The organism is Streptomyces sp. LaBMicrA B280 (assembly GCF_049222185.1).
GTDB lineage: Bacteria > Actinomycetota > Actinomycetes > Streptomycetales > Streptomycetaceae > Streptomyces > Streptomyces murinus.
The window spans coordinates 16985-35518 of sequence record NZ_JBMJCT010000009.1 but is presented as its reverse complement, the minus strand read 5'-3'; the positions used below and the strand labels follow the sequence as shown (position 1 = coordinate 35518).

General features: G+C 72.0%; 20 protein-coding genes. 13 read left to right on the top strand and 7 right to left on the bottom strand.

Annotated elements, in window-relative coordinates; genetic code table 11:
- Nucleotides 1-28 precede the first annotated feature (28 nt).
- Nucleotides 29-709: a pyridoxamine 5'-phosphate oxidase family protein gene (locus ACLF5H_RS08810; protein WP_421675494.1), complete on the top strand. Its 681-nt coding sequence runs from the start codon at nt 29-31 to the stop codon at nt 707-709.
- Here the strand turns inward: ACLF5H_RS08810 and ACLF5H_RS08805 are convergent.
- From ACLF5H_RS08805 to ACLF5H_RS08795, 3 genes are all read right to left on the bottom strand, one after another.
- The gene (locus ACLF5H_RS08805; protein ID WP_421675618.1) at nt 691-1701 is read right to left on the bottom strand and encodes a DMT family transporter; all 1011 of its coding nucleotides are present in this window, start codon (nt 1699-1701) and stop codon (nt 691-693) included. The two genes, ACLF5H_RS08810 and ACLF5H_RS08805, sit on opposite strands and share 19 nt — an antisense overlap.
- 224 nt (nt 1702-1925) lie before the next feature.
- Nucleotides 1926-2927 carry an EamA family transporter gene (locus ACLF5H_RS08800; protein ID WP_421675493.1) on the bottom strand — a complete coding sequence of 334 codons (1002 nt, stop codon included), beginning with the start codon at nt 2925-2927 and terminating at the stop codon, nt 1926-1928.
- Between the two features lie 93 nt (nt 2928-3020).
- Nucleotides 3021-3665 (bottom strand): Clp protease N-terminal domain-containing protein, encoded by a 645-nt coding sequence (locus ACLF5H_RS08795; RefSeq protein WP_421675492.1) that lies wholly within the window; start codon nt 3663-3665, stop codon nt 3021-3023.
- Between the two features lie 197 nt (nt 3666-3862).
- On the opposite strand from ACLF5H_RS08795, the gene ACLF5H_RS08790 reads away from it, so the two are divergent.
- Both ACLF5H_RS08790 and ACLF5H_RS08785 read left to right on the top strand, forming a co-directional pair.
- Nucleotides 3863-4057: a hypothetical protein gene (locus ACLF5H_RS08790; RefSeq protein WP_421675491.1), complete on the top strand. Its 195-nt coding sequence runs from the start codon at nt 3863-3865 to the stop codon at nt 4055-4057.
- Nucleotides 4058-4170: 113 nt separating this feature from the next.
- Nucleotides 4171-4599 (top strand): type II toxin-antitoxin system Rv0910 family toxin, encoded by a 429-nt coding sequence (locus ACLF5H_RS08785; protein ID WP_421675490.1) that lies wholly within the window; start codon nt 4171-4173, stop codon nt 4597-4599.
- Between the two features lie 63 nt (nt 4600-4662).
- Here ACLF5H_RS08785 and ACLF5H_RS08780 read toward each other — a convergent pair whose 3' ends face one another.
- Nucleotides 4663-5307: a PadR family transcriptional regulator gene (locus tag ACLF5H_RS08780; protein ID WP_421675489.1), complete on the bottom strand. Its 645-nt coding sequence runs from the start codon at nt 5305-5307 to the stop codon at nt 4663-4665.
- 106 nt (nt 5308-5413) lie between these two features.
- On the opposite strand from ACLF5H_RS08780, the gene ACLF5H_RS08775 reads away from it, so the two are divergent.
- The 3 genes from ACLF5H_RS08775 to ACLF5H_RS08765 all read left to right on the top strand — a co-directional run bounded on the left by ACLF5H_RS08775 (nt 5414) and on the right by ACLF5H_RS08765 (nt 7478).
- Nucleotides 5414-6034, top strand: coding sequence for a class I SAM-dependent methyltransferase (locus ACLF5H_RS08775; RefSeq protein ID WP_421675488.1), 621 nt, complete (start codon nt 5414-5416; stop codon nt 6032-6034).
- Nucleotides 6035-6151: 117 nt separating this feature from the next.
- Nucleotides 6152-6535 (top strand): glycine cleavage system protein GcvH, encoded by a 384-nt coding sequence (gene gcvH, locus ACLF5H_RS08770; RefSeq protein ID WP_421675487.1) that lies wholly within the window; start codon nt 6152-6154, stop codon nt 6533-6535.
- Nucleotides 6536-6650: 115 nt separating this feature from the next.
- Nucleotides 6651-7478: a PhzF family phenazine biosynthesis protein gene (locus ACLF5H_RS08765; protein WP_421675486.1), complete on the top strand. Its 828-nt coding sequence runs from the start codon at nt 6651-6653 to the stop codon at nt 7476-7478.
- Between the two features lie 13 nt (nt 7479-7491).
- Here the strand turns inward: ACLF5H_RS08765 and ACLF5H_RS08760 are convergent, their stop codons facing one another.
- A complete protein-coding gene (locus ACLF5H_RS08760) occupies nt 7492-8319 on the bottom strand; it encodes a CPBP family intramembrane glutamic endopeptidase (protein WP_421675485.1) in 828 nt (275 codons plus the stop codon).
- A 103-nt stretch (nt 8320-8422) separates the two neighbouring features.
- The gene (locus ACLF5H_RS08755; RefSeq protein ID WP_421675484.1) at nt 8423-9940 is read right to left on the bottom strand and encodes a glutamate--cysteine ligase; all 1518 of its coding nucleotides are present in this window, start codon (nt 9938-9940) and stop codon (nt 8423-8425) included.
- 568 nt (nt 9941-10508) lie between these two features.
- Between ACLF5H_RS08755 and ACLF5H_RS08750 the strand changes: the two genes are divergently transcribed.
- The 6 genes from ACLF5H_RS08750 (at nt 10509) to ACLF5H_RS08725 (ending at nt 15696) form a co-directional block, all read left to right on the top strand.
- Entirely contained in the window at nt 10509-11096 is a 588-nt protein-coding gene (locus ACLF5H_RS08750) for a hypothetical protein (protein WP_421675483.1), read from the top strand.
- 275 nt (nt 11097-11371) lie between these two features.
- On the top strand, nt 11372-11578 hold the full coding sequence (locus ACLF5H_RS08745) for a DUF5999 family protein (protein ID WP_085562653.1): 207 nt from the start codon (nt 11372-11374) through the stop codon (nt 11576-11578).
- A gap of 220 nt (nt 11579-11798) precedes the next feature.
- Nucleotides 11799-12329, top strand: coding sequence for a universal stress protein (locus tag ACLF5H_RS08740; RefSeq protein WP_421675482.1), 531 nt, complete (start codon nt 11799-11801; stop codon nt 12327-12329).
- Nucleotides 12330-12489: 160 nt separating this feature from the next.
- Nucleotides 12490-13050 carry a hypothetical protein gene (locus ACLF5H_RS08735; RefSeq protein WP_421675481.1) on the top strand — a complete coding sequence of 187 codons (561 nt, stop codon included), beginning with the start codon at nt 12490-12492 and terminating at the stop codon, nt 13048-13050.
- Between the two features lie 269 nt (nt 13051-13319).
- Entirely contained in the window at nt 13320-15278 is a 1959-nt protein-coding gene (locus tag ACLF5H_RS08730) for an amino acid transporter (protein ID WP_421675480.1), read from the top strand.
- A gap of 22 nt (nt 15279-15300) precedes the next feature.
- On the top strand, nt 15301-15696 hold the full coding sequence (locus ACLF5H_RS08725; RefSeq protein ID WP_085562649.1) for a TOBE domain-containing protein: 396 nt from the start codon (nt 15301-15303) through the stop codon (nt 15694-15696).
- 1319 nt (nt 15697-17015) lie between these two features.
- Here the strand turns inward: ACLF5H_RS08725 and ACLF5H_RS08720 are convergent.
- Nucleotides 17016-17483, bottom strand: a complete 468-nt coding sequence (locus ACLF5H_RS08720) for a molybdopterin-dependent oxidoreductase (RefSeq protein WP_421675479.1) — start codon at nt 17481-17483, stop codon at nt 17016-17018.
- Nucleotides 17484-17688: 205 nt separating this feature from the next.
- On the opposite strand from ACLF5H_RS08720, the gene modA reads away from it, so the two are divergent.
- The gene (gene modA / locus ACLF5H_RS08715; protein WP_421675478.1) at nt 17689-18510 is read left to right on the top strand and encodes a molybdate ABC transporter substrate-binding protein; all 822 of its coding nucleotides are present in this window, start codon (nt 17689-17691) and stop codon (nt 18508-18510) included.
- The last annotated feature ends 24 nt before the right edge of the window (nt 18511-18534 follow it).

Genomic DNA, 18534 nt, shown 5'->3' with positions numbered 1-18534 from the left:
CCTGTCGACCCGCCTTGGAGGGACCGTCATGCCGGGCACGACCGCTGAGACCCAGCCCATCGCCTACACCCCGACCGACCGCACCATGCCCACGCGCGACGCCGAACGGGCGTCGTACGACAAGGAGGTGGTGCACGCGATACTGGACGAGGGGTACGTCTGCCATCTGGGCTTCGTCCGCGACGGCGCCCCCGTGGTGCTGCCCACGCTGTACGGCCGGGTGGGCGAGCGGCTCTACATCCATGGCTCGACCGGTTCGCGCCCGCTGCGGATGACCGGTGCCGCCGACCCGGGCCTCGAGGTGTGCCTGACCGTGACCCACGTGGACGGTCTGGTGCTGGCCCGCTCCGCCTTCAACCATTCGGTGAACTACCGCTCGGTGGTGGTGCACGGCATCGCGCACGAGGTCACCGACCCCGAGGAGCGGCGCCGCGCTCTGGACGCCCTGGTGGACCATGTGGTGGCGGGGCGCGCCGCCGACTCCCGGCCCGCGAACAAGAAGGAGCTGGCCGCCACCGCGGTGATCCGCCTGGACCTGGACGAGGTCTCCGCCAAGATCCGCACCGGCGGCGCCAACGACGAGCCCGAGGACCTCGCCCTCCCCTACTGGGCCGGCGTCGTCCCGCTCCGCAAGGGGTACGACGCCCCGATCCCGAACGCCGACCTGGCGTCCGGGATCGAGCTGCCGGACTACCTCACCGGGGAGTGACTCGCCTTCGGCGCGGCCGGGTCGTCACCGGACCCCGCCGGGCGGCCGCCCCCGCGTAGCGCGGTCTCGCTCACGGTCAGGCCCGCGACCGCCGTGAGCATCAGCAGGGTTCCGGCCACGGTGGTGGCCGTGAGCCGCTCACCGAGCAGCAGCACGGCGAGCACGGCCGCGGTCACCGGTTCGAGCAGCATGATCACGGAGACGGTGGCGGACCGTACGACGGCCGCGCCCGCGAAGTACAGGGCGTACGCGAGCGCCGTGGGCACGGCGGCGATGTAGCACAGGAGCCACAGCAGCCGCGCCGGGTGGCCGGTGTGCGGGAGCAGCCCCTCGTGCAGCGCGAACGGCAGCAGGCACAGGGTGGTCACCGCGAAGGCCCATACGGTGGTCTCGGCCGCGTCGGCGCCGCCGTCCCGGCCCCACCAGCGGGTCAGCAGGGTCATGGCGCCGTAGCCCGCGGCCGACAGCAGCGCGAGCAGCACACCCGCGGGGCGGACGGCCGCGGCCGAGTCCCCGAAGGTCAGCACGGCGAGTCCGGCGAGGGCCCCGGCGACGGACAGGACGCCGCCCGCGCCGAGCCGTTCGCCGAGCAGCAGCCGGGCGCCGAGCGCGATGAGCACGGGGCCCGCGCCGAGGGTGACGACGGTGGCCACGGCGAGCCCGGTGGCCGCCACGGCCGCGAAGTAGGCGGTCTGGAACACCGCGAGGCCGAGCCCGGTGGCGAGGGCCTTCAGCACCCGGCGCGCCGTCGGTTCGGCCGCGCCCCGCCGGGCCCGCGGGCGCAGACCGCGACCGGCGAGCAGCAGCAGGAGACCCAGCGCGCAGCGCCAGAAGGAGAGGCCGAAGGCGCCCATGTCGCTGGTCCGGTAGACCAGCGAGGCGGCGGCCCCTGCGGTGCCCCAGGCGGCACCGGTGACGATCAGATAGAGCAGACCGCGCCCTACGGGCAGGCCGATGGAAGTGTTCGGGTTCGCGTTCGGATTCGCGTTGATGTTCGAGTTCGGGTTCGAGTTCGGGTTCGACAAGGAAGTTTCTCCGCAGGAACGCGCCCAAGAGGCGCGGAAGTTCGGGGGCGGCCCGATCGATCGGGTCGCGCGGACTTCGTCTGCGGGCAGCACCGTCCGGCCCGGCGCTGATCGCGCCGGGCGGGTGTCCCGGGGGCCCGCCTCAGGCGGCGGGCGGCGGAAGTACGAGCGTGGACGGCATGACCAGCACTTTAGGCGGAGGTGCACTCCCCGGACAACGCCCTTTCCGGGCCGCCCGCGGCCACCGGTTCCAGGGATCCCCTGGCGGGCGCGGCGGACTGGGCGATGAACGCGCCGACCAGGACGATGACGCCGCCGAGGACCTGCGGCGCGGACAGATGCTCGCCGAGCAGCACCCAGGCAAGCACCGTCGCGATCACCGCCTCAAGACAGGCCACGACCCCGGCGACCTGCGGGGACAGCCGTCGTACCGACAGCACACCGGTGACATAGGCGACCACCGTGGCGACGAGCACGATCCAGACGAGGAGGGCGAGGGCGGGTACGGCGGTGCCGTTCATCCGCGCCGAGCCGGTGAGCGCGGCCCAGTGGATCTCCCAGGGGCGGGCGACGGCGGTGAGCACGAGGGCGCCCACGATCAGGCCGTAGGCGATGACGCCCAGCGGGTCCGGCGCCTCCGGTCCCGCGTCGCCGCCCTGGTCGGACAGGATGAAGTAGCCGACCTGGCAGCAGGCGGCGGCGAGCGCGAACGCCAGGCCCAGCGCGTCGAAGCTCAGCCCCGACCAGACCTCCACCACACAGGCGAGCCCCCCGGCCGCGAGGACGACACCGAGCGCGGCGGCGCGGGTGACGGGCCGCCGCTGCACGAACCGCACCCAGCCGAGCACCAGCGCGGGCGCCAAGTACTCGACGAGCAGCGCCACGCCGACGGGTATCCGGGAGAGGGCGGCGAAGTAGCAGGCCTGGACACCGGCGACGGCGAACAGTCCGAACCCGAGGAGCAGCGCGGGACGGCGGCGCGGCAGGGCGCGATGGCGCCAGGCGAGCGGCAGCATGACCAGGGCGGCGCCGGTGACCCGCAGCCACACCACATGCAGTGGGTCGAGGCCCGATTCGATCAGCGGTTTGGCGGCCACTCCGGACCCGCCGAAGGCCAGCGCGGAGACGAGCGCGAGACCCAGCCCGACGCCTCTGCCGCCGCTTTCACTGCTCTCAGAGGTACGCACCGGCACATGATGACAGGCGACGACAGGAGCGTCATCCTCGTTGACACCTGTCTCAGGAGATGGACGCCGGGAGGGGATCCGTCCGGGTCCGACGCGGTCTCAGCAGACCGCGTCCCGCGCGAACTCCCCGTCCCCTCCAGGTGTGGCCGCCCCGAACCCTGCGGGCCCGGCCTCGCTCCGGACGGCGCCGCGCTCGGCGCTCCGGTCGGCAATCAGCGCGGCGATCCGGTCGGACAGCTCGCGCGCGTCGATCCCCGCGCGCCCGAGCACCTCGACGGCCCGGGAGTCCGGGTCGGCGACGAGCGCGGCGAACAGATCGGGCGCGTCGGCCGCGGACCCGCCACGCCGCCGCGCCCGCTCCCGGGCCTGGTGCAGCGCGTCGGCCGCCGCCGGGGACCAGTCGCCCGCGTCGCCCGTGGCGGGACGGGGTACGACGGCGATCGCGCCCGAGTCCTCCACGCTGCCCTGCCAGCGCAGGCCGTAGCCGATGCTGCGCTGCACCAGATAGCCGAGGAGCCGGGCGAGTTGGGGCGGGCCACCGACGACGGAGCGCACCTCGGGGTCCTGTTCGAGGAGCGAGTGCAGCAGATGGGCGGTGTCGACCTGCCGGTCGCCGTCCCGCACGGCCCGGCGGCGGGCACCGGCGACCACCGTCGCGAGCTCGACGCCGAGCCCCGCGGCGTCCTGGTGCGGATGCGCCCCCGGGGAGTCGGGGGCGGTCGGACGGGCGGTACGGGATTGCACAACCCCACCCCATCAGCCACAACAGGCCGAGTCATCCCCGAGCGGAACCATTTGGGCGTCCCACGCAGAGTGGACATCACCGTCGGCGATCTCATCCCTGGGGAGGAGATTTCGGCCGATCCGCCCCGAGGGGCGCGCGCCGGTTTGCACACTACCGCCCGGGCAACCGCCGTACGCCGTCGTACGTCACTCAGGACATGGAGGGCAGGGGCGGGTGCTGGCTCGTCGCACTGCCGGCGATCGACGGCAAGGAGTACGTGTACCGGGTCTACGCGCCCCGGGACGCGCTGCTCGCCGACCTGTTCTGGCAGGCGTGGCACTGCCATGACGAGAGCGCCCTGCCGCGCGCGTGGGACCTGTTCGACATAGCGGTGATCCGGCACCTCGGCTGACGGCGGCCGCACCCTCCGCGCTCTGACGGTTCATCAGTATTGAATGTTCGCGGCCCTGCCGCTACGTTCCGCGGCACCGTAGCCGGATTCGCCCGAACCGAAGGGGTGGTCGTATGGCCGAAGTCAGCGCGGAGGCACGCATCGAGGCGCCGGCCGACAAGGTGTGGGCGCAGCTCACCGACTGGTCGTCGTACGGGCAGTGGAACGCCACCCACACCGGCTTCCCCTCCGGGGGCCCGCAATCGCTCACCGTCGGGGGCACGTTCCGGGAGAACATGAAGCTGATGGGGTTCCCGGCCGAGGTCGACTGGACCATCGAGGAGCTGGACCCGGCCCGGGTGTTCGCGATCCGCGGCAAGGGCCCGATGGCGGTCACCGTCGCCACCCGCTACACGCTCACCCCGGACGGAGACGCCACGACGCTGCGCATCGACGGCGAGTTCACCGGTGCCGCGGTGTCACTGATGGCGGCCCGGCTCAAGGACTCGGCGACGACGGCCCTGACCGAGTCGCTGCGCAAGCTGGAGGGGCTGGTCGGCTGAGCCGGGCGGGGACGCGGAAGGTGCCCCGCGGAATCGCTCCGCGGGGCACCCGGTCACGACGGCTCAGCCCTCGTCGGCGAGGATGAGGTACAGCTTCTTGCGGGCCTCGTTGACGACGGCCAGCGCCTTCTCGCGCTGTTCCTTGGTGCCGGTCTTCCAGACCTGCCCGAAGGCTTCCATCAGCCCCATGCCGGCCTGCCGGATCTCGCCCAGCGCCTCCCAGTCGACCCCGCGCGAGGCCTCCTCCCAGGGCGCCTGCGGACCCTCCTCGGCGACACCGCGACCGCTGTCGGTGAGGGAGAACAGCTTCTTGCCGCCCTCGCTCTCGCTGACGATCAGACCCTCGTCCTCCAGCATCTGGAGGGTGGGGTAGACCGAGCCGGGGCTGGGCTTCCAGGCGCCGCCGCTGCGTTCGGCGATCTCCTGGATCATCTCGTAGCCGTGCATGGGCCGTTCCTTCAGCAGAGCCAGGATCGACGCCCGCACGTCACCGCGCCGCGCCCGCCCCCTGGGCCCACCCCGCCCCCGGTGCCCCCAGGGCCCGAACCCCGGTCCACCGGGCCCGAACCCCGGCCCGCCAGGACCTCCCGGCCCACCGGGCCCGAACGGCCCGAACGCGGCCCGCCGCGCCTCGAACCCGCCCATGTCCCCGCCGCGCCGGCCACGACCCTCGTGCCGCTCGTGCCGCTCGAATCCATGTCCACGCATGGTGGTCACTCCATTCCATCGCTGATCTATTGCGTCTGCATCGCGTATCGTTCGCGATGCTTCAACGATATATCGGAACCCTTCACCTGCCAAGCCCCTTTCCGAGGTGGGCCGCGAACGCTCGACGACGTGGGGGTCACACGGTCGCGGTCAGCTACGCGGGGCCCTGGCCGGGGCGCCGTATCTTCGGGCGGCTCTGGCGCTGTTCGCCGACCTGGTGCACGCCACCGGCGGTGGGCCGGTGGCGGACGTGGGCTGCGGGCCCGGACACATCACCGCTCATCTGCACGAGCTGGGTGTGGACGCGTTCGGCATCGACCTCTCCGCCGCGATGATCGACGTGGCTCGGCGTGACCACCCCCGCCTGCGGTTCGAGGTGGGCTCGATGACCGACCTCGACCTCGCCGACGCCTCGGTCGTCGGCCTGCTCGCCTTCTGGTCGTTGATCCACGTCCCCGACGAAGCGGTGCCCACGGTCTTCGGCCACTTCCGCCGCGTGGTGCGTCCCGGCGGACCGCTGCTGCTCGGCTTTCACGTCGGCGCCGGGTCGAGGCTGAAGACACAGGGCTACGGCGGCCACCCGATGAACGTCCACGTTCACCGCCGCAGGCCCGACCAGGTGGCGGCCTGGCTGCGCGATGCCGGGTTCACCGTCGAGGCCCATCTGCTGATCGATCCCGACGAGAGCGTGCCCGGCGCGGTCCTCTTCGCACGCCGTCAGCCCTGACCCGGCACGGACATGACCCGGAATCAGGTCACCTGGGACCGGGCCAATGCGCTCGAACCTTCCGCGCATCGGGCATGCTGAGTCCGCCGGACAAAAGGCCCCCTCTAGGGAGTGAATATGCCAAACATCCCCGCTGACCTGCGGTACGCCGAGTCGCACGAATGGGCTCGGCTGGAGGCGGACGGCACGGTGACGGCCGGGCTCAGCGATCACGCCCAACATACGCTCGGCGATATGGTGTTCGTGGAGCTGCCGCAGGTCGGCAAGGTCTTCGCGGCGGGTGACGCCGCCGGTGTCGTCGAGTCGGTGAAGGCCGCGTCGGACATCTACGCGCCGATCGGCGGCGAGGTGATCGCGGTGAACGAGGAACTGGCCGAGACCCCGGAGCTCCTCAACGAGGAGCCGTACGAGTCCTGGATCTTCAAGCTCAAGCCGTCGAACAAGTCCGAGCTGGACAAGCTCCTCGACGCCGCCGGCTACAAGGCGGCCATCGGCGACTGACCGCGCCACGCCCGCCCCGCCGCTCGCACCCCGGTGGCCACCGGGGTCGTGAAGGGGGCCAGCACTCCCGAATTGGCCTTGTTCCAGGGGCCCCCGGAGCCGCTAGCTTCGGGGGATGCGGATTCACATCGTGGACGCTTTCACCGACCGGCCCTTCGCGGGCAACCCCGCCGGTGTGCTGCTCCTGGACGACGACGGCTTCCCGGGCGACGACTGGATGCAGGACGTCGCCATGGAGGTCAATCACGCCGAGACGGCGTTCGCCCACCGGCTGCCCCCGGGCGGCGACGCCGACTGGGCGCTGCGCTGGTTCACGCCCGTCACCGAGGTGGCGATGTGCGGGCACGCCACGCTGGCCACGGCGCATGTGCTGCGCACGACCGGCGCGCACCAGGGCCCCGTACGGTTCGCCACCCGCAGCGGGGTGCTCGTCGCCACGCCCGCCGAGGACGGCGCGATCACCCTCGACTTCCCGACCGCGCCGCTCACCCCCGTCGCCGTGCCGGACGGCGTCGCCGAGGCGCTGGGCGCGGAGCCGGTCGCCGCCTTCGACACCGGGGCGAACGTCGGGGACCTGCTGGTGGAGCTGGCGGACGAGAAGACCGTCCACGGGCTCGCCCCGGACCACAAGGCGCTCGCCGCCTACTCGGCGCGCGGCGTCATCGCCACCGCCCGCGCCGACGACCCGGCGGGGGGCTACGACTACCTCTCCCGCTGCTTCTTCCCGAACGTCGGCATCGACGAGGACCCGGCCACCGGCAGCGCCCACACCGCGCTCGCCCCGCACTGGTCCGCCCGCCTCGGCCGCGCCGACCTCACCGGTCTCCAGGCGTCCGCCCGCACCGGCCTGGTGCGCACCGGACTGCGCGGCGAGCGCACCCTGCTCACCGGCCGCGCGGTCACCGTCGTCGAGGGCGAGCTGCACACCGGCCCGGACGCGTGACCGGACGCCCCCCTCAGGCCGTCGGCAGCCAGCCCACCTTGCCCGCGAGGAGCGCGTAACCGACGAACGCGCCGATGTCGAGCAGCGAATGGGCGACGACCAGCGGCCCGACCCGGCCCCAGCGGCGGTAGAGCCAGACGAACACCACGCCCATCACCATGTTGCCGAGGAAGCCGCCGACGCCCTGGTAGAGGTGGTACGAGCCGCGCAGGACCGCACTGGCCACCAGTGCGGTCCCCGGCGCCCAGCCCAACTGGCCCAGCCTGCGCAGCAGATAGCCGACGACGATGACCTCTTCGAGGACCGCGTTCTGCACCGCGGACAGGATCAGCACCGGGTACTTCCACCACACCCCGGGCAGCGCCTCGGGTACGACGGTGAGGTTGAAGCCGAGGCCCCGCGCGGCCAGGTAGAAGGCGATCCCGGTGCTGCCGATCACCGCCGCGATCGCCGCGCCCCGGCCGAGGTCGGGCCAGGGCCGGGTGCGGTCGAAGCCGAGGGTGCGCAGGCTCCCGCCCTCGCGGAGCAGGAAGTGGGCAACCAGGGCGACGGGGACCAGCGCGGTGGCGATGCCGAACAGCTGCCAGGCGAGGTCGAGCCAGGGGCGGCCCGGCGCGGCCGAGGCGTTGAGGGTGGCGGCCTGGTCCTTCAGACCGCCCGGCTTGGTCACCGAGCCGATGAAACTGATCAGCGCCGAGACCCCGCTCGCGCCCAGCGACAGCGCGAGCACGAGGATCGTCTCGTCGCGCAGGATCCGCCGCGTCCGCTGCTCCAGCCCGTCCCCCACCCCGGCCGCCACCGTCACCCCTGCCTCCCACACCTCACGAGCCGCCTTGCTCATTGCCCGCAAGGATCGCAGAAGCACCTGGGAGAACCGCGCACCGGGCCACCGAGCCCGGCGCGCGGCACCACCGCTCCCTACGCGCCCGCCATGAACCCGCCGCTCATCCCATCGGCACCGGCTCCGGCAGTCCCACCGGCCACATGTGCACCGGCTCCCCCACATGCATCAGCTCGGCGTACCGCCGTGTCGTCGCGGCCAGCGCGGCCTCGCGGGACAGTCCTCCCTCCAGGGCGCGGTGGAAGGTCGCGGCCTGCCAGGAGGCGCCGTTGACCCGGCGCCGGCAGCGCTCCTCGATGACGCCGAGGTAGAGATCGCGGTCGGCCGCCTCCACGCCCCACGCGTCCAGCCCCGCCGAGGCCAGCGGGAGCAGTTCGTCGCGGACCAGGGTGACGGCGTCGACCTCGCCCGTGCCGCCGTACCGGCCGCGCCGGGGCCAGACGAAGCGGGCGTCGATGCCGTAGCGGCACGCCGCGTCGAAGTTGGCCTCCGCGGCGGCGAACGGCAGCCGGGTCCACACCGGCCGGGACTCCTCCGCGAGGGCGCGCACCAGGCCGTAGTAGAACGCCGCGTTGGCGATCACATCGGTGATGGTCGGACCGGCCGGCAGCACCCGGTTCTCCACCCGCAGATGCGGTACGCCGTCGGCGATGCCGTACACCGGCCGGTTCCAGCGGTAGATCGTGCCGTTGTGCAGCACCATTTCGGCGAGTTTCGGGGTGCCGCCGGCGGCGAGCACCTCCAGCGGCTCCTCGTCGTCGCAGATCGGCAGCAGGGCCGGGAAGTAGCGCAGGTTCTCCTCGAACAGCTCGTACGCCGAGGACACCCACCGTTCGCCGAACCAGGTGCGCGGCCGTACGCCCTGCGCCTGGAGTTCGGGCGGCCGGGTGTCGGTGGACTGGAGGAACAAGGGCGGCCGCGACTCTCGCCACAGCTCGCGGCCGAACAGGAACGGCGAGTTCGCGCCCACGGCGATCTGCGCCGCGCTCGCCGCCTGCGCCGCGTTCCACACGTCCGCGAACCGTCCGGGCGTCACCTGGAGGTGCAGCTGCACGGAGGTGCAGGCGGCCTCCGGGACGATGGACTTGGCGGTGCAGACCAGATGCTCCACGCCCTCGATGTCGAGCCGGAAGTCCTCCCCGCGCGCGGCCACGATCTGGTCGTTGAGCAGGGTGTAGCGGTCGACCTCGGAGAGGTTGGAGGAGACCAGGTCGTCCCGGCCGAGCGTGGGCAGGATGCCGGTCATCACGATGCCCGCGTCGACCTCACCGGCCTTGCGGTCGGCATAGGCGAGCGAGGTCCGCAACTCCTCGGCGAGGCGGTCGAAGACGCGGCCGCCGAGCCGGTGCGGGGCTATGTTCACCTCCAGATTGAACATCGCGAGTTCCGTTTGGAAGTCACGGCTCGCGATACGTTCGAGCACTTGGCCGTTCAACATTTTCGGCATGCCGTCAGGACCGGCGAGATTCAATTCGATCTCGACGCCCATGAGGTTCCTGGGGCGGTCGAATCGCTTCTCGACCAGCAGCCGCTCCAGCCCCGTCAAGCACTTCTGGAGCTTTTCGCGATAGCGCTGGCGATCGGACAGGTCGAACTGCCCTGCCACGACCTTCTCCCCCATCGAAGTGTCCCTCCTTGGATGGGCGGGCCGGCGTTCCGGCCGCCGGGGCTCCCGGGTCAGGTGGAGTAATGCCCAGTGAAAGCGATCGATAACGTCCCGCGCCACCCGGACGCCCGCTACGCTGTCGTCATGTTCCCTGCGGCACATTCACGGGGCATGTCGCGAGCGCACCTTCGGGTGCCCCGAACGCCTCGTGAAAAACGCCGATGACTTTCGGCCGTCCGCGAGCGGAGTGTAGGGCGAGGTCAACGTCGCGTGACCGCCTGTAAACCGGGATGATTTCCGCGAATCGGCGGCCTATTCCTGCCTTGCCGCGCCTGTCGCAATCGGATAGATGAAACTCCGCCTGAACACACGTCGTATAAACTTCGTCCACAAGGCGGGAGGGTGGCGCCCTCGGTCCTGGTCCTGCCGCATTCCTGCCGCTCCGGTTGACGGGCGACGGAGCGCGCCGCACCCTCGTTCTTCACCGACCGGCCCCCACCTCTCCGGCCTTCCGTGAGCAGACAGCGCCGTCCGGCCCCACCTTCCTCGCGCCCCGCGCCTGTCACATGAGAGGCGACCCACCATGCCGCTTCACGTTGCCCCTGCCCCCGCGCCCGCCCTGCGCTCCGTCCTCACCGCCCTGGGCTCGCCGACCGCGGTCCGTGAGGCCCGCACCCCCTCCCTGCGCGCCGCGCAGGGCCCAGCGACACCCGAACTCCCGCTGCCCGTCCATGTGTTGGACCGGATCACACCGCAGGGTCTGTCCGCCACCCGGCTGGCGGGCTGGCGCTTCCTGATCCGCTGCGGCGACCGGGCGGTGGCCGCGGCGGAGACCATGCTCACCCCGGACGGCTGGGCCTTCTCGCACTTCTTCGAGGGCCCCTACGTCGCCTCGACCGAGCTGGCTCTGAAGCAGGCGGAGTCACTCCAACACCCGTACCAGCCAAGGCTGTTGTCGGTTCCCGGCCTCTACATGCTCACCCTGTGGCTGCACGGCGACACCGCGGCCGACGGCGCCGAAGGGCATCCGGCCGCCACCGATCTGCTGGTCCCGCTCGCCCCGGCACCGCCCGGCATCGCGGCGTACCGGCCGCATCCGGTCGCCGATCTGCTCCCGGTGCTGACCCTGCGGGCCACCCGGCTCCCGCTGCTCGGCTCGCCGGCGGCCTGACCCGGGACGCCGGACGGATCGGCGGTCCGCCTCGGGGCCCGGACGGAGCATCGGTCCGGCCGGTCCCCGAACGGACTAGTCCACCTCGGCCACGGCGAACCACCCGAATTGACAGGGTAGTTGGGCTGAACCGTCCGCCCGGGTGACGCGTCCTCAACCTGTGGGAAGCGGTGCCTCGAAATCCCTGCGGAACGACGCCCGTGGGGCAAGACTGGGTGCCGAACGACTGCATGACGGGGGACGCCATGACCACCACAGAGCGAGAGATCCCATTCATGTGCCAGCACCAGCCACCGTGCCCGCCAGCCGAGTCCGCCGACCGGGAGTCCGCCCGTCTCGTGGCGCACCACCCGGAACAGGGATGGAGCCTGCTGTGCAACGGCGTCCTGTTCTTCGAGGACACCGGTGAGCTGCTGCCCGACGGTCGCGTCATCGCCCCGCACCGCCCGCTCGGCGCGGACGAGGTGATGACCGCCGCCTGACCGGGGCGGCGCCGCGAGGACGGCGAGGACCCGAGGGGCCGGCCGCACCCACCCGGTGCGCGACCGGCCCCGACGTGTACCGGCCGGTCCTGTCCCCCGGTCCTTCGCACCCCCGGCTGGTCCTGTCCCCCGGTCCTTCGTACCCCCGGCTGGTCGTATCCCCGCCGCGGGGGTGGGATGGAGGGAGACGACGCGGGACACCGGTGAGGAACGGTGAGTCATGTCCGGTTACGACGCCTCGGCGGTCGGACGTGTGGTGGTCGGGGTGAGCGGCTCCCTGGGCAGCGTCACGGCGCTGCGGCGGGCCGGGGCGCTCGCCCGCCGCCTGGGGGCGGAGCTGTGGCCGGTGCTGGTCTGGGAGCCGCCGGGCGGCGATCCGGCCACCCGCCGCTCGGCCGCCGCGGCCGTGCCCGACGACGAGTGGCAGCGGCTCGCCGGGGGCCGGCTGATCGCGGTGTTGGAGGAGATCTTCGGCGACCGGGGGCCCGGGGTGCCGATCCACGCCCTCGTTGTCCGCGGCACCCCCGGCCGGGCGCTGGTGGCGATCGCGGACCGCGAGGACGATCTGCTGGTCGTGGGCGCGGGCCGACGGGGCCTGCAGCGCGCCTTCGGTGGCCGGGTCCGCCGGCACTGCCTCGCCCACGCCGGCTGCCCGGTGCTCGCCGTACCGCCGTCCCCGCTGGAGTCCCAGCTGCTCACGGTCCACCGGCGCAACGCCTGGCATCTGCCCATGGACACCCGGGGCCTGTGAGCGCCCGGCCCGCGCGAGCGGCCCCGTGAACCGGCCCCGCCGGGGCAACCGCCGGATGGCGCGCGCGGCCGTAGCGGACCCGTCAAGAATCCGGCCCCGCCCATCAGGGCGCCGTCAAGGCATTGTGCCGTTCCGCCCGCGACTGTCTAACGTCGAGGTCATGGAGCACAGCGACGACACACGGGCCCGGGTGACGAGCCCGCAGCCACCGTCCACCGCCGCCACCGTCGTGTACGACCACGAGTGGACCGGCGAGGTGCGCACCGCCGTACGCTGCGCCGCCGCCCTGCTCGCGCTGCTGCTGTGCATCGACGGCGCGGCCGGCTCCCTCACCTGGTGGCGGGGCCTGCTGTGGTCCGCCCTGGCCCTGCTCCTGCTCCTCGTCCTGTATCCGGCCAAGGTGTCGGCCGGTGACGGCTGGCTGGCCAGCAGGCGGCTGCTGCGCACCCGCCGGGTCCACACCGATCTGCTGGTCGCGGTCCGCCCGCTGGAGGGCGTCAACCAGCGGCTGGTGCTGCGCGACCTGCTGGGAAACCGGGTGGAGATCGACCCGGAGGTGCTGGTGCGCAACCCCGCCCTGTGGCACCGGCTCGACGACGGCGCCCGCCACTCGCTGGCCGGCGGCACCCTGCGCTGCGGCACCACCGCCCTCGACGGGCTCGCCCGCCGACTGGACCGCGAGACGGCCCTGGCGGTCTTCCGGGCCTCCGGACTGGAGTGATCGTGACCGGACGGCGCCCGCCCGCGATGACACTCGGTGGCCACTGATTTCCCGGGGGTGCCCCGCGCCACTCGTTCGGCTCAGCTCCTGGTGATCCGCTCCTGCCTCAGCTTCTTGATGCGGCCCTGATGGCACCGCGCCATTCTTAACGCAAGATTGATGCCTCCCCGCCCCTGATCCGGAGGCCCAGGCGTCACGCTCTGCATACGCTGGTGCCGCCGTCCGTGTGATGGCCGAAAAGAGCTGAGCCCCACATCAGGAGCACACCGATGGCCACGACCGAACACCCTCCCAGTACCGGTCGCCTGCGCGCCTGGATGCTGGAGGGCCTGTCCGACATGGGCAAGAGCGGTGGCCACACCGGACCGCATGCCCAGCCCGAGCCCCCGCACCAGGGGCAGCGCTGGTGGCGGGTCATGTGCCTGACGGGTGTCGACTACTTCTCCACCCTCGGCTATCAGCCGGGCATCGCGGCGCTCGCGGCCGGTCTGGTCTCCCCCATCGCGACCATCGTGCTGGTGCTCGTCACCCTCGCGGGCGCGCTGCCGGTCTACCGGCGGGTGGCCGAGGAGAGCCCGCACGGCGAGGGCTCCATCGCCATGCTGGAGCGGCTGCTGTCCTTCTGGAAGGGCAAGCTGTTCGTGCTGACCCTCCTCGGGTTCGCGGCCACCGACTTCCTGATCACCATCACCCTGTCCGCGGCCGACGCCTCCACCCACCTGGTGGAGAACCCACATCTGACGAGCGCCCTCCAGGGCAAGCAGATGCTGATCACGCTGCTGCTGGTGGCGCTGCTCGGCGCGGTGTTCCTCAAGGGCTTCCTGGAGGCGATCGGCGTCGCGTTCGCGCTGGTGGGTGTCTATCTCGCGCTCAACCTGGTCGTCGTGGCCGTCGGCCTGTACCACGTCATCACCGCCGAGCACGTGGTCACGGACTGGACCAACGCGCTGACCGTGCAACACGGGAACATCTTCGTGATGATCGGCGTGGCCCTGATCGTCTTCCCGAAACTCGCCCTCGGTCTGTCCGGATTCGAGACCGGCGTCGCCGTCATGCCGCACGTCAAGGGCGACCCGGGCGACACCGAGGAGCACCCCACCGGCCGGATCCGGGACGCCAAGAAGCTGCTGACGACCGCCGCCGTCATCATGAGCTGCTTCCTGATCACCAGTAGCTTCATCACCACCCTGCTGATCCCGGAGAAGGACTTCAAGCCGGGCGGCCCGGCCAACGGGCGTGCCCTCGCCTATCTCGCGCACCAGTACCTCGGCGGCGCCTTCGGCACGGTCTACGACGTCTCGACCATCGCCATCCTGTGGTTCGCCGGCGCGTCCGCCATGGCGGGCCTGCTCAATCTGATGCCGCGCTATCTGCCCCGGTACGGCATGGCCCCGCACTGGGCGCGCGCGGTGCGTCCGATGGTCATCGTCTTCACGCTGGTCGCGTTCCTGGTGACCTGGATCTTCGACGCCAACGTGGACAAGCAGGGCGGCGCCTACGCCACCGGTGTGCTGGTGCTGATCAGCTCCGCGGCGATCGCGGTGACCATCGCGGCGCGCAAGGCGGGACAGCGCCGCTGGACCATCGGCTTCGCCGTGATCTCGGTGGTGTTCCTGTACACGACGGTCGTCAACGTCATCGAGCGTCCGGACGGTGTGAAGATCGGTGCCTGCTTCATCGTCGGCATCATCCTGGTCTCGCTGCTGTCCCGGCTGGCCCGCGCCTTCGAGCTGCGCGTGACCAGTGTGACGCTCGATCCGCTGGCGGAACGTTTCATCAGGGACATGGCCAGCCGCAAGATGCGGTTCATCGCGAACGAGCCGGGTCACCGGGACAAGGCCGAGTACCGCGACAAGATCGAGCAGATCCGCGCCGACAACGACATGCCGGAGCAGGAGGACTTCGTCTTCGTCGAGGTCACGGTCACCGACCCGTCGGAGTTCGAGGCGGGCCTGACCGTGCGCGGCGAGGTCCTGCACGAGCGCTACCGGGTACTGACGCTGGAGTCGGCGTCCATCCCGAACGCCCTGGCGGCGCTGCTGCTCCATGTCCGCGATGTCACCGGCTGCACCCCGCACATCTACTTCGAGTGGACCGAGGGCAGTCCGTTCGCCAACTTCCTGCGGTTCTTCCTGTTCGGGCAGGGCGAGGTCGCGCCGGTCACCCGGGAGGTGCTGCGCGAGGCGGAGCCCGACCGGGACCGCAGGCCGCGTGTGCACACGGGCTGAGCAGCGCCCTATCGTTCTCCGCATGCAGTCCTACACGATCGGCCAGGCGGCGCGGCTGCTCGGCGTCAGCCCGGACACCGCCCGCCGCTGGGCCGACGCGGGCCGGGTGGCCACGCATCGCGACGAGGCGGGGCGGCGGCTGATCGACGGCCGGGACCTGGCCGCGTTCTCCGTCGAACTGGCCAAGGGCGGCAGCGGCGAGGAGGAGACCTCCTACACCTCGGTGCGCAACGCCTTCCCCGGCATCGTCACCGCCATCAAACTCGGCGACGTCGCCGCCCAGGTCGAGATCCAGGCGGGCCCACACCGGCTGGTCTCCCTGCTGACCCGCGAGGCGGTGGAGGAACTCGGCCTGGAGGTCGGAGTGGAGGCGACGGCCCGGGTCAAGTCGACGAATGTCCATATCGACCGCGTCTGACCGTCTGCCGCGGTGACCCGGTTGGGGACGGGGGCGGGCCCGTCGGGTCCACCGGGTTGGGCGGACGCGGGCGGCCCGGGTGGCTTGCTTGATCGGACTCGGACGGGCTCGGACGGGCGCGGTCGGTTCGGATGGCTTGCTAGGTCGGATTCAGACGGGCTCGGACGGGCACAGTCGGTTCGCATGGCTTGCTTGATCGGACTCGGACGGGCTCGGACGGCTTGGTCGGACTCGGACGACTCCGCCGGGCTCGGACAGCTTCATCGGCCCGGACGGCTTGATCAGGCTCGGACGGGGTCGGCCGGGCTCGGACGGCTCCGTCAGTCGGGATCGCTCGGGCGGCTCCGCCAGGCTCGGGCAGCTCCATCGACCCGGACGGCTCGGGCGCGCTCGGACGGCTCCGTCAGCTCGGATGGCCTGGTCGGGCTCGGACGACTCCATCGGCCCGGACAGGGTCGGCCGGGGGTCGGATGGCTCCGGCAGCTCGGATCGCTCGGGCGGCTCCGCCAGGCTCGGGCAGCTCCATCGACCCGGGCGGCTCGGGCGCGCTCGGACGGCTCCGTCAGCTCGGATGGCCTGGTCGGGCTCGGACGACTCCATCGGCCCGGACAGGCTCCATAAGCTCGGACCGCCCCGGCGCGGTCCCGTCCGAACTCCGAGCCACCCCACAGCGGCCAGGCCACCGGGCCCGAGTCGCGTCACACCGGCCCCGTGCCAGGCCGGGCCACGTCGCATCCGGGGCCCGCCGTCCGAGCCCTCGAATCCGGCGCCGACCCGCATCCGGGTCACCCCGAAACCCGCGGCGACCCACCTCCAAGTCGACCCCGCCCCAGGTCGCGGCGTCCGCCTGACACCCCGCGCAGACCCACCGCCGGACTGCGGCACACCGACCCCACGCCAGCTCACGCGACCTCGCATCGAGGGCCCCACGCCCAAGCCCCCAAAGCCGGAGCCGACCGGCATCCAACTCACCCCGACACCCGCGCCACCCCACCTCCAAGCCACCCCCACCCCACGTCACGATGGCCACCTGCTCCATCCCAAGCCGCGCCACGTCACCTCGGGGACCCACGTCCAAGCCCCGAATCCGGGCCGCTCTACATCCGGGTCACCACCGACTCGGCGCCGATCCACATCCGGCTCTCCCCGACCCGCCTCGCCCCCGCCCCCGCGCCGCCCCACCTCAAGGCCCCCGCGCCCGGCCCGCGCCACGTCCGGACCCTCCCCTCACCCGGGCTCTCCCCTCATCCAGGACCGGCCCGCCCCTCGTCCGGACCCGCCCGGTGTTCGGCCTCTCCCCGCCCGGGCCGGCCCGCGGTTCAGGGGATCGCTGCTACCTCCACCGGTGCGCACCGGTAGCTTCCGTCCACGCGGATCGCTGTGATTCCGCTGATGTGCCGGGCTCCGCAGCGGTCCTGGGGCAGGACCAGTTGGGGGCCGGTCGTGTCCAGGGGGGTGTCGTCGATGGTCACGCCCAGCAGGACGGCCGCGTCGGCGAAGTCCGGGTCGATCTCGGCCCAGGACAGCAGCGCGTGATGCCCGTCGGTGCCGGTGACGGCGATCAGGAAGCGCAGCCGGTCCTTGCGGCGCGCCGGGTCGAAGCCGGGTCCGGCGTCGGCGAGGACGTCGTACAGCCGCGGCCCCGTGAACCGGTGGTGCTGCATGCCGCTGGTCGCGCACTCGAAGCTGACGGCCACCCGGTGCTGTGGCCAGCGCAGCAGGTCCGGCACGGTCAGCCGGGAAGGACGTACGAGATCTCCGCTCAGGGCGAGTCGGGCGAGTGTCACCTGCGACCACCTCCGGCAGGACGGTACCCGCGGCGGAGCACCGTACAAACGCACATGCCAGCCACACCACGCAAGATCCCAGCTCATGCGATGCGACAAGGGACTTACAGCTGGCAGATGCGGCAGTATCATCGCGGCACGGCAGGTTCGTACAACCGTGCCAGGGCGCGACAGTCTTCCGCACAACACGAGGAGCAGAACCGTGATGACCCCTTCCGTGCGCCGGACCCGGCGAATGCTCGAGCTGGCCGGCGCGGGAGCCGCCGCCCTGTTGACCCTCAGCGCCTGCTCGTCGTCCTCCGGGTCCTCGAACACGGCGTCGGACTCGTCGGGTTCCGCCTCCCCCAAGCTGTCCGGCACGGTCACCGTGTTCGCCGCCGCCTCGCTCCAGGAGAGCTTCACCGCCCTCGGCAAGGAGTTCGAGCAGCAGCACCCGGGCACCAAGGTCACCTTCAGCTTCGGCGGCAGCGACACCCTCGCCGCGAGCATCACCGGCGGCGCCCCGGCCGATGTCTTCGCCGCCGCCAGCCCCAAGACCATGGCCACCGTGACGAATGCCAAGGACGCGGCGGGCGCCCCGGTGACCTTCGTACGCAACCAGCTGGAGATCGCCACCCTGCCCGGCAACCCCGGCAAGGTCGCCTCCCTGAAGGACCTCACCAAGCCCGGTCTGAAGGTCGTCCTGTGCGACAAGACCGTGCCCTGCGGCGCCGCCGCCCAGAAGGCGCTGGACGCCAGCCACCTCAAGCTCACCCCGGTCTCCTACGAGCAGGACGTCAAGAGCGCCCTGAACAAGGTCGAGTTGAAGGAGGCCGACGCGGCGGTGGTGTACAAGACCGATGTGCACGCCGCGGGTGACAAGGTGGAGGGCGTGGAGTTCCCCGAGTCCGCCAAGGCCGTCAACGACTACCCGATCGCCCTGCTGAAGAACGCCAGGAACGCGGAGACCGCGAAGGCGTTCATCGCGCTCGTGCGCTCCGCCGAGGGCCAGAAGGTGCTGGGCGAGGCCGGGTTCCTCAAGCCGTGACCTCACCCGATGAGCCCGGCGCCG

Coding starts and splice junctions, on each gene's coding strand:
- ACLF5H_RS08810 (WP_421675494.1), top strand. CDS start 29: ATGCCGGGCACGACCGCTGAGACCCAGCCCATCGCCTACACCCCGACC.
- ACLF5H_RS08790 (WP_421675491.1), top strand. CDS start 3,863: ATGGAGGGCAGGGGCGGGTGCTGGCTCGTCGCACTGCCGGCGATCGAC.
- ACLF5H_RS08785 (WP_421675490.1), top strand. CDS start 4,171: ATGGCCGAAGTCAGCGCGGAGGCACGCATCGAGGCGCCGGCCGACAAG.
- ACLF5H_RS08780 (WP_421675489.1), bottom strand. CDS start 5,307: ATGCGTGGACATGGATTCGAGCGGCACGAGCGGCACGAGGGTCGTGGC.
- gcvH (WP_421675487.1), top strand. CDS start 6,152: ATGCCAAACATCCCCGCTGACCTGCGGTACGCCGAGTCGCACGAATGG.
- ACLF5H_RS08765 (WP_421675486.1), top strand. CDS start 6,651: ATGCGGATTCACATCGTGGACGCTTTCACCGACCGGCCCTTCGCGGGC.
- ACLF5H_RS08760 (WP_421675485.1), bottom strand. CDS start 8,319: ATGAGCAAGGCGGCTCGTGAGGTGTGGGAGGCAGGGGTGACGGTGGCG.
- ACLF5H_RS08755 (WP_421675484.1), bottom strand. CDS start 9,940: ATGGGGGAGAAGGTCGTGGCAGGGCAGTTCGACCTGTCCGATCGCCAG.
- ACLF5H_RS08750 (WP_421675483.1), top strand. CDS start 10,509: ATGCCGCTTCACGTTGCCCCTGCCCCCGCGCCCGCCCTGCGCTCCGTC.
- ACLF5H_RS08745 (WP_085562653.1), top strand. CDS start 11,372: ATGTGCCAGCACCAGCCACCGTGCCCGCCAGCCGAGTCCGCCGACCGG.
- ACLF5H_RS08740 (WP_421675482.1), top strand. CDS start 11,799: ATGTCCGGTTACGACGCCTCGGCGGTCGGACGTGTGGTGGTCGGGGTG.
- ACLF5H_RS08735 (WP_421675481.1), top strand. CDS start 12,490: ATGGAGCACAGCGACGACACACGGGCCCGGGTGACGAGCCCGCAGCCA.
- ACLF5H_RS08730 (WP_421675480.1), top strand. CDS start 13,320: ATGGCCACGACCGAACACCCTCCCAGTACCGGTCGCCTGCGCGCCTGG.
- ACLF5H_RS08725 (WP_085562649.1), top strand. CDS start 15,301: ATGCAGTCCTACACGATCGGCCAGGCGGCGCGGCTGCTCGGCGTCAGC.
- modA (WP_421675478.1), top strand. CDS start 17,689: ATGACCCCTTCCGTGCGCCGGACCCGGCGAATGCTCGAGCTGGCCGGC.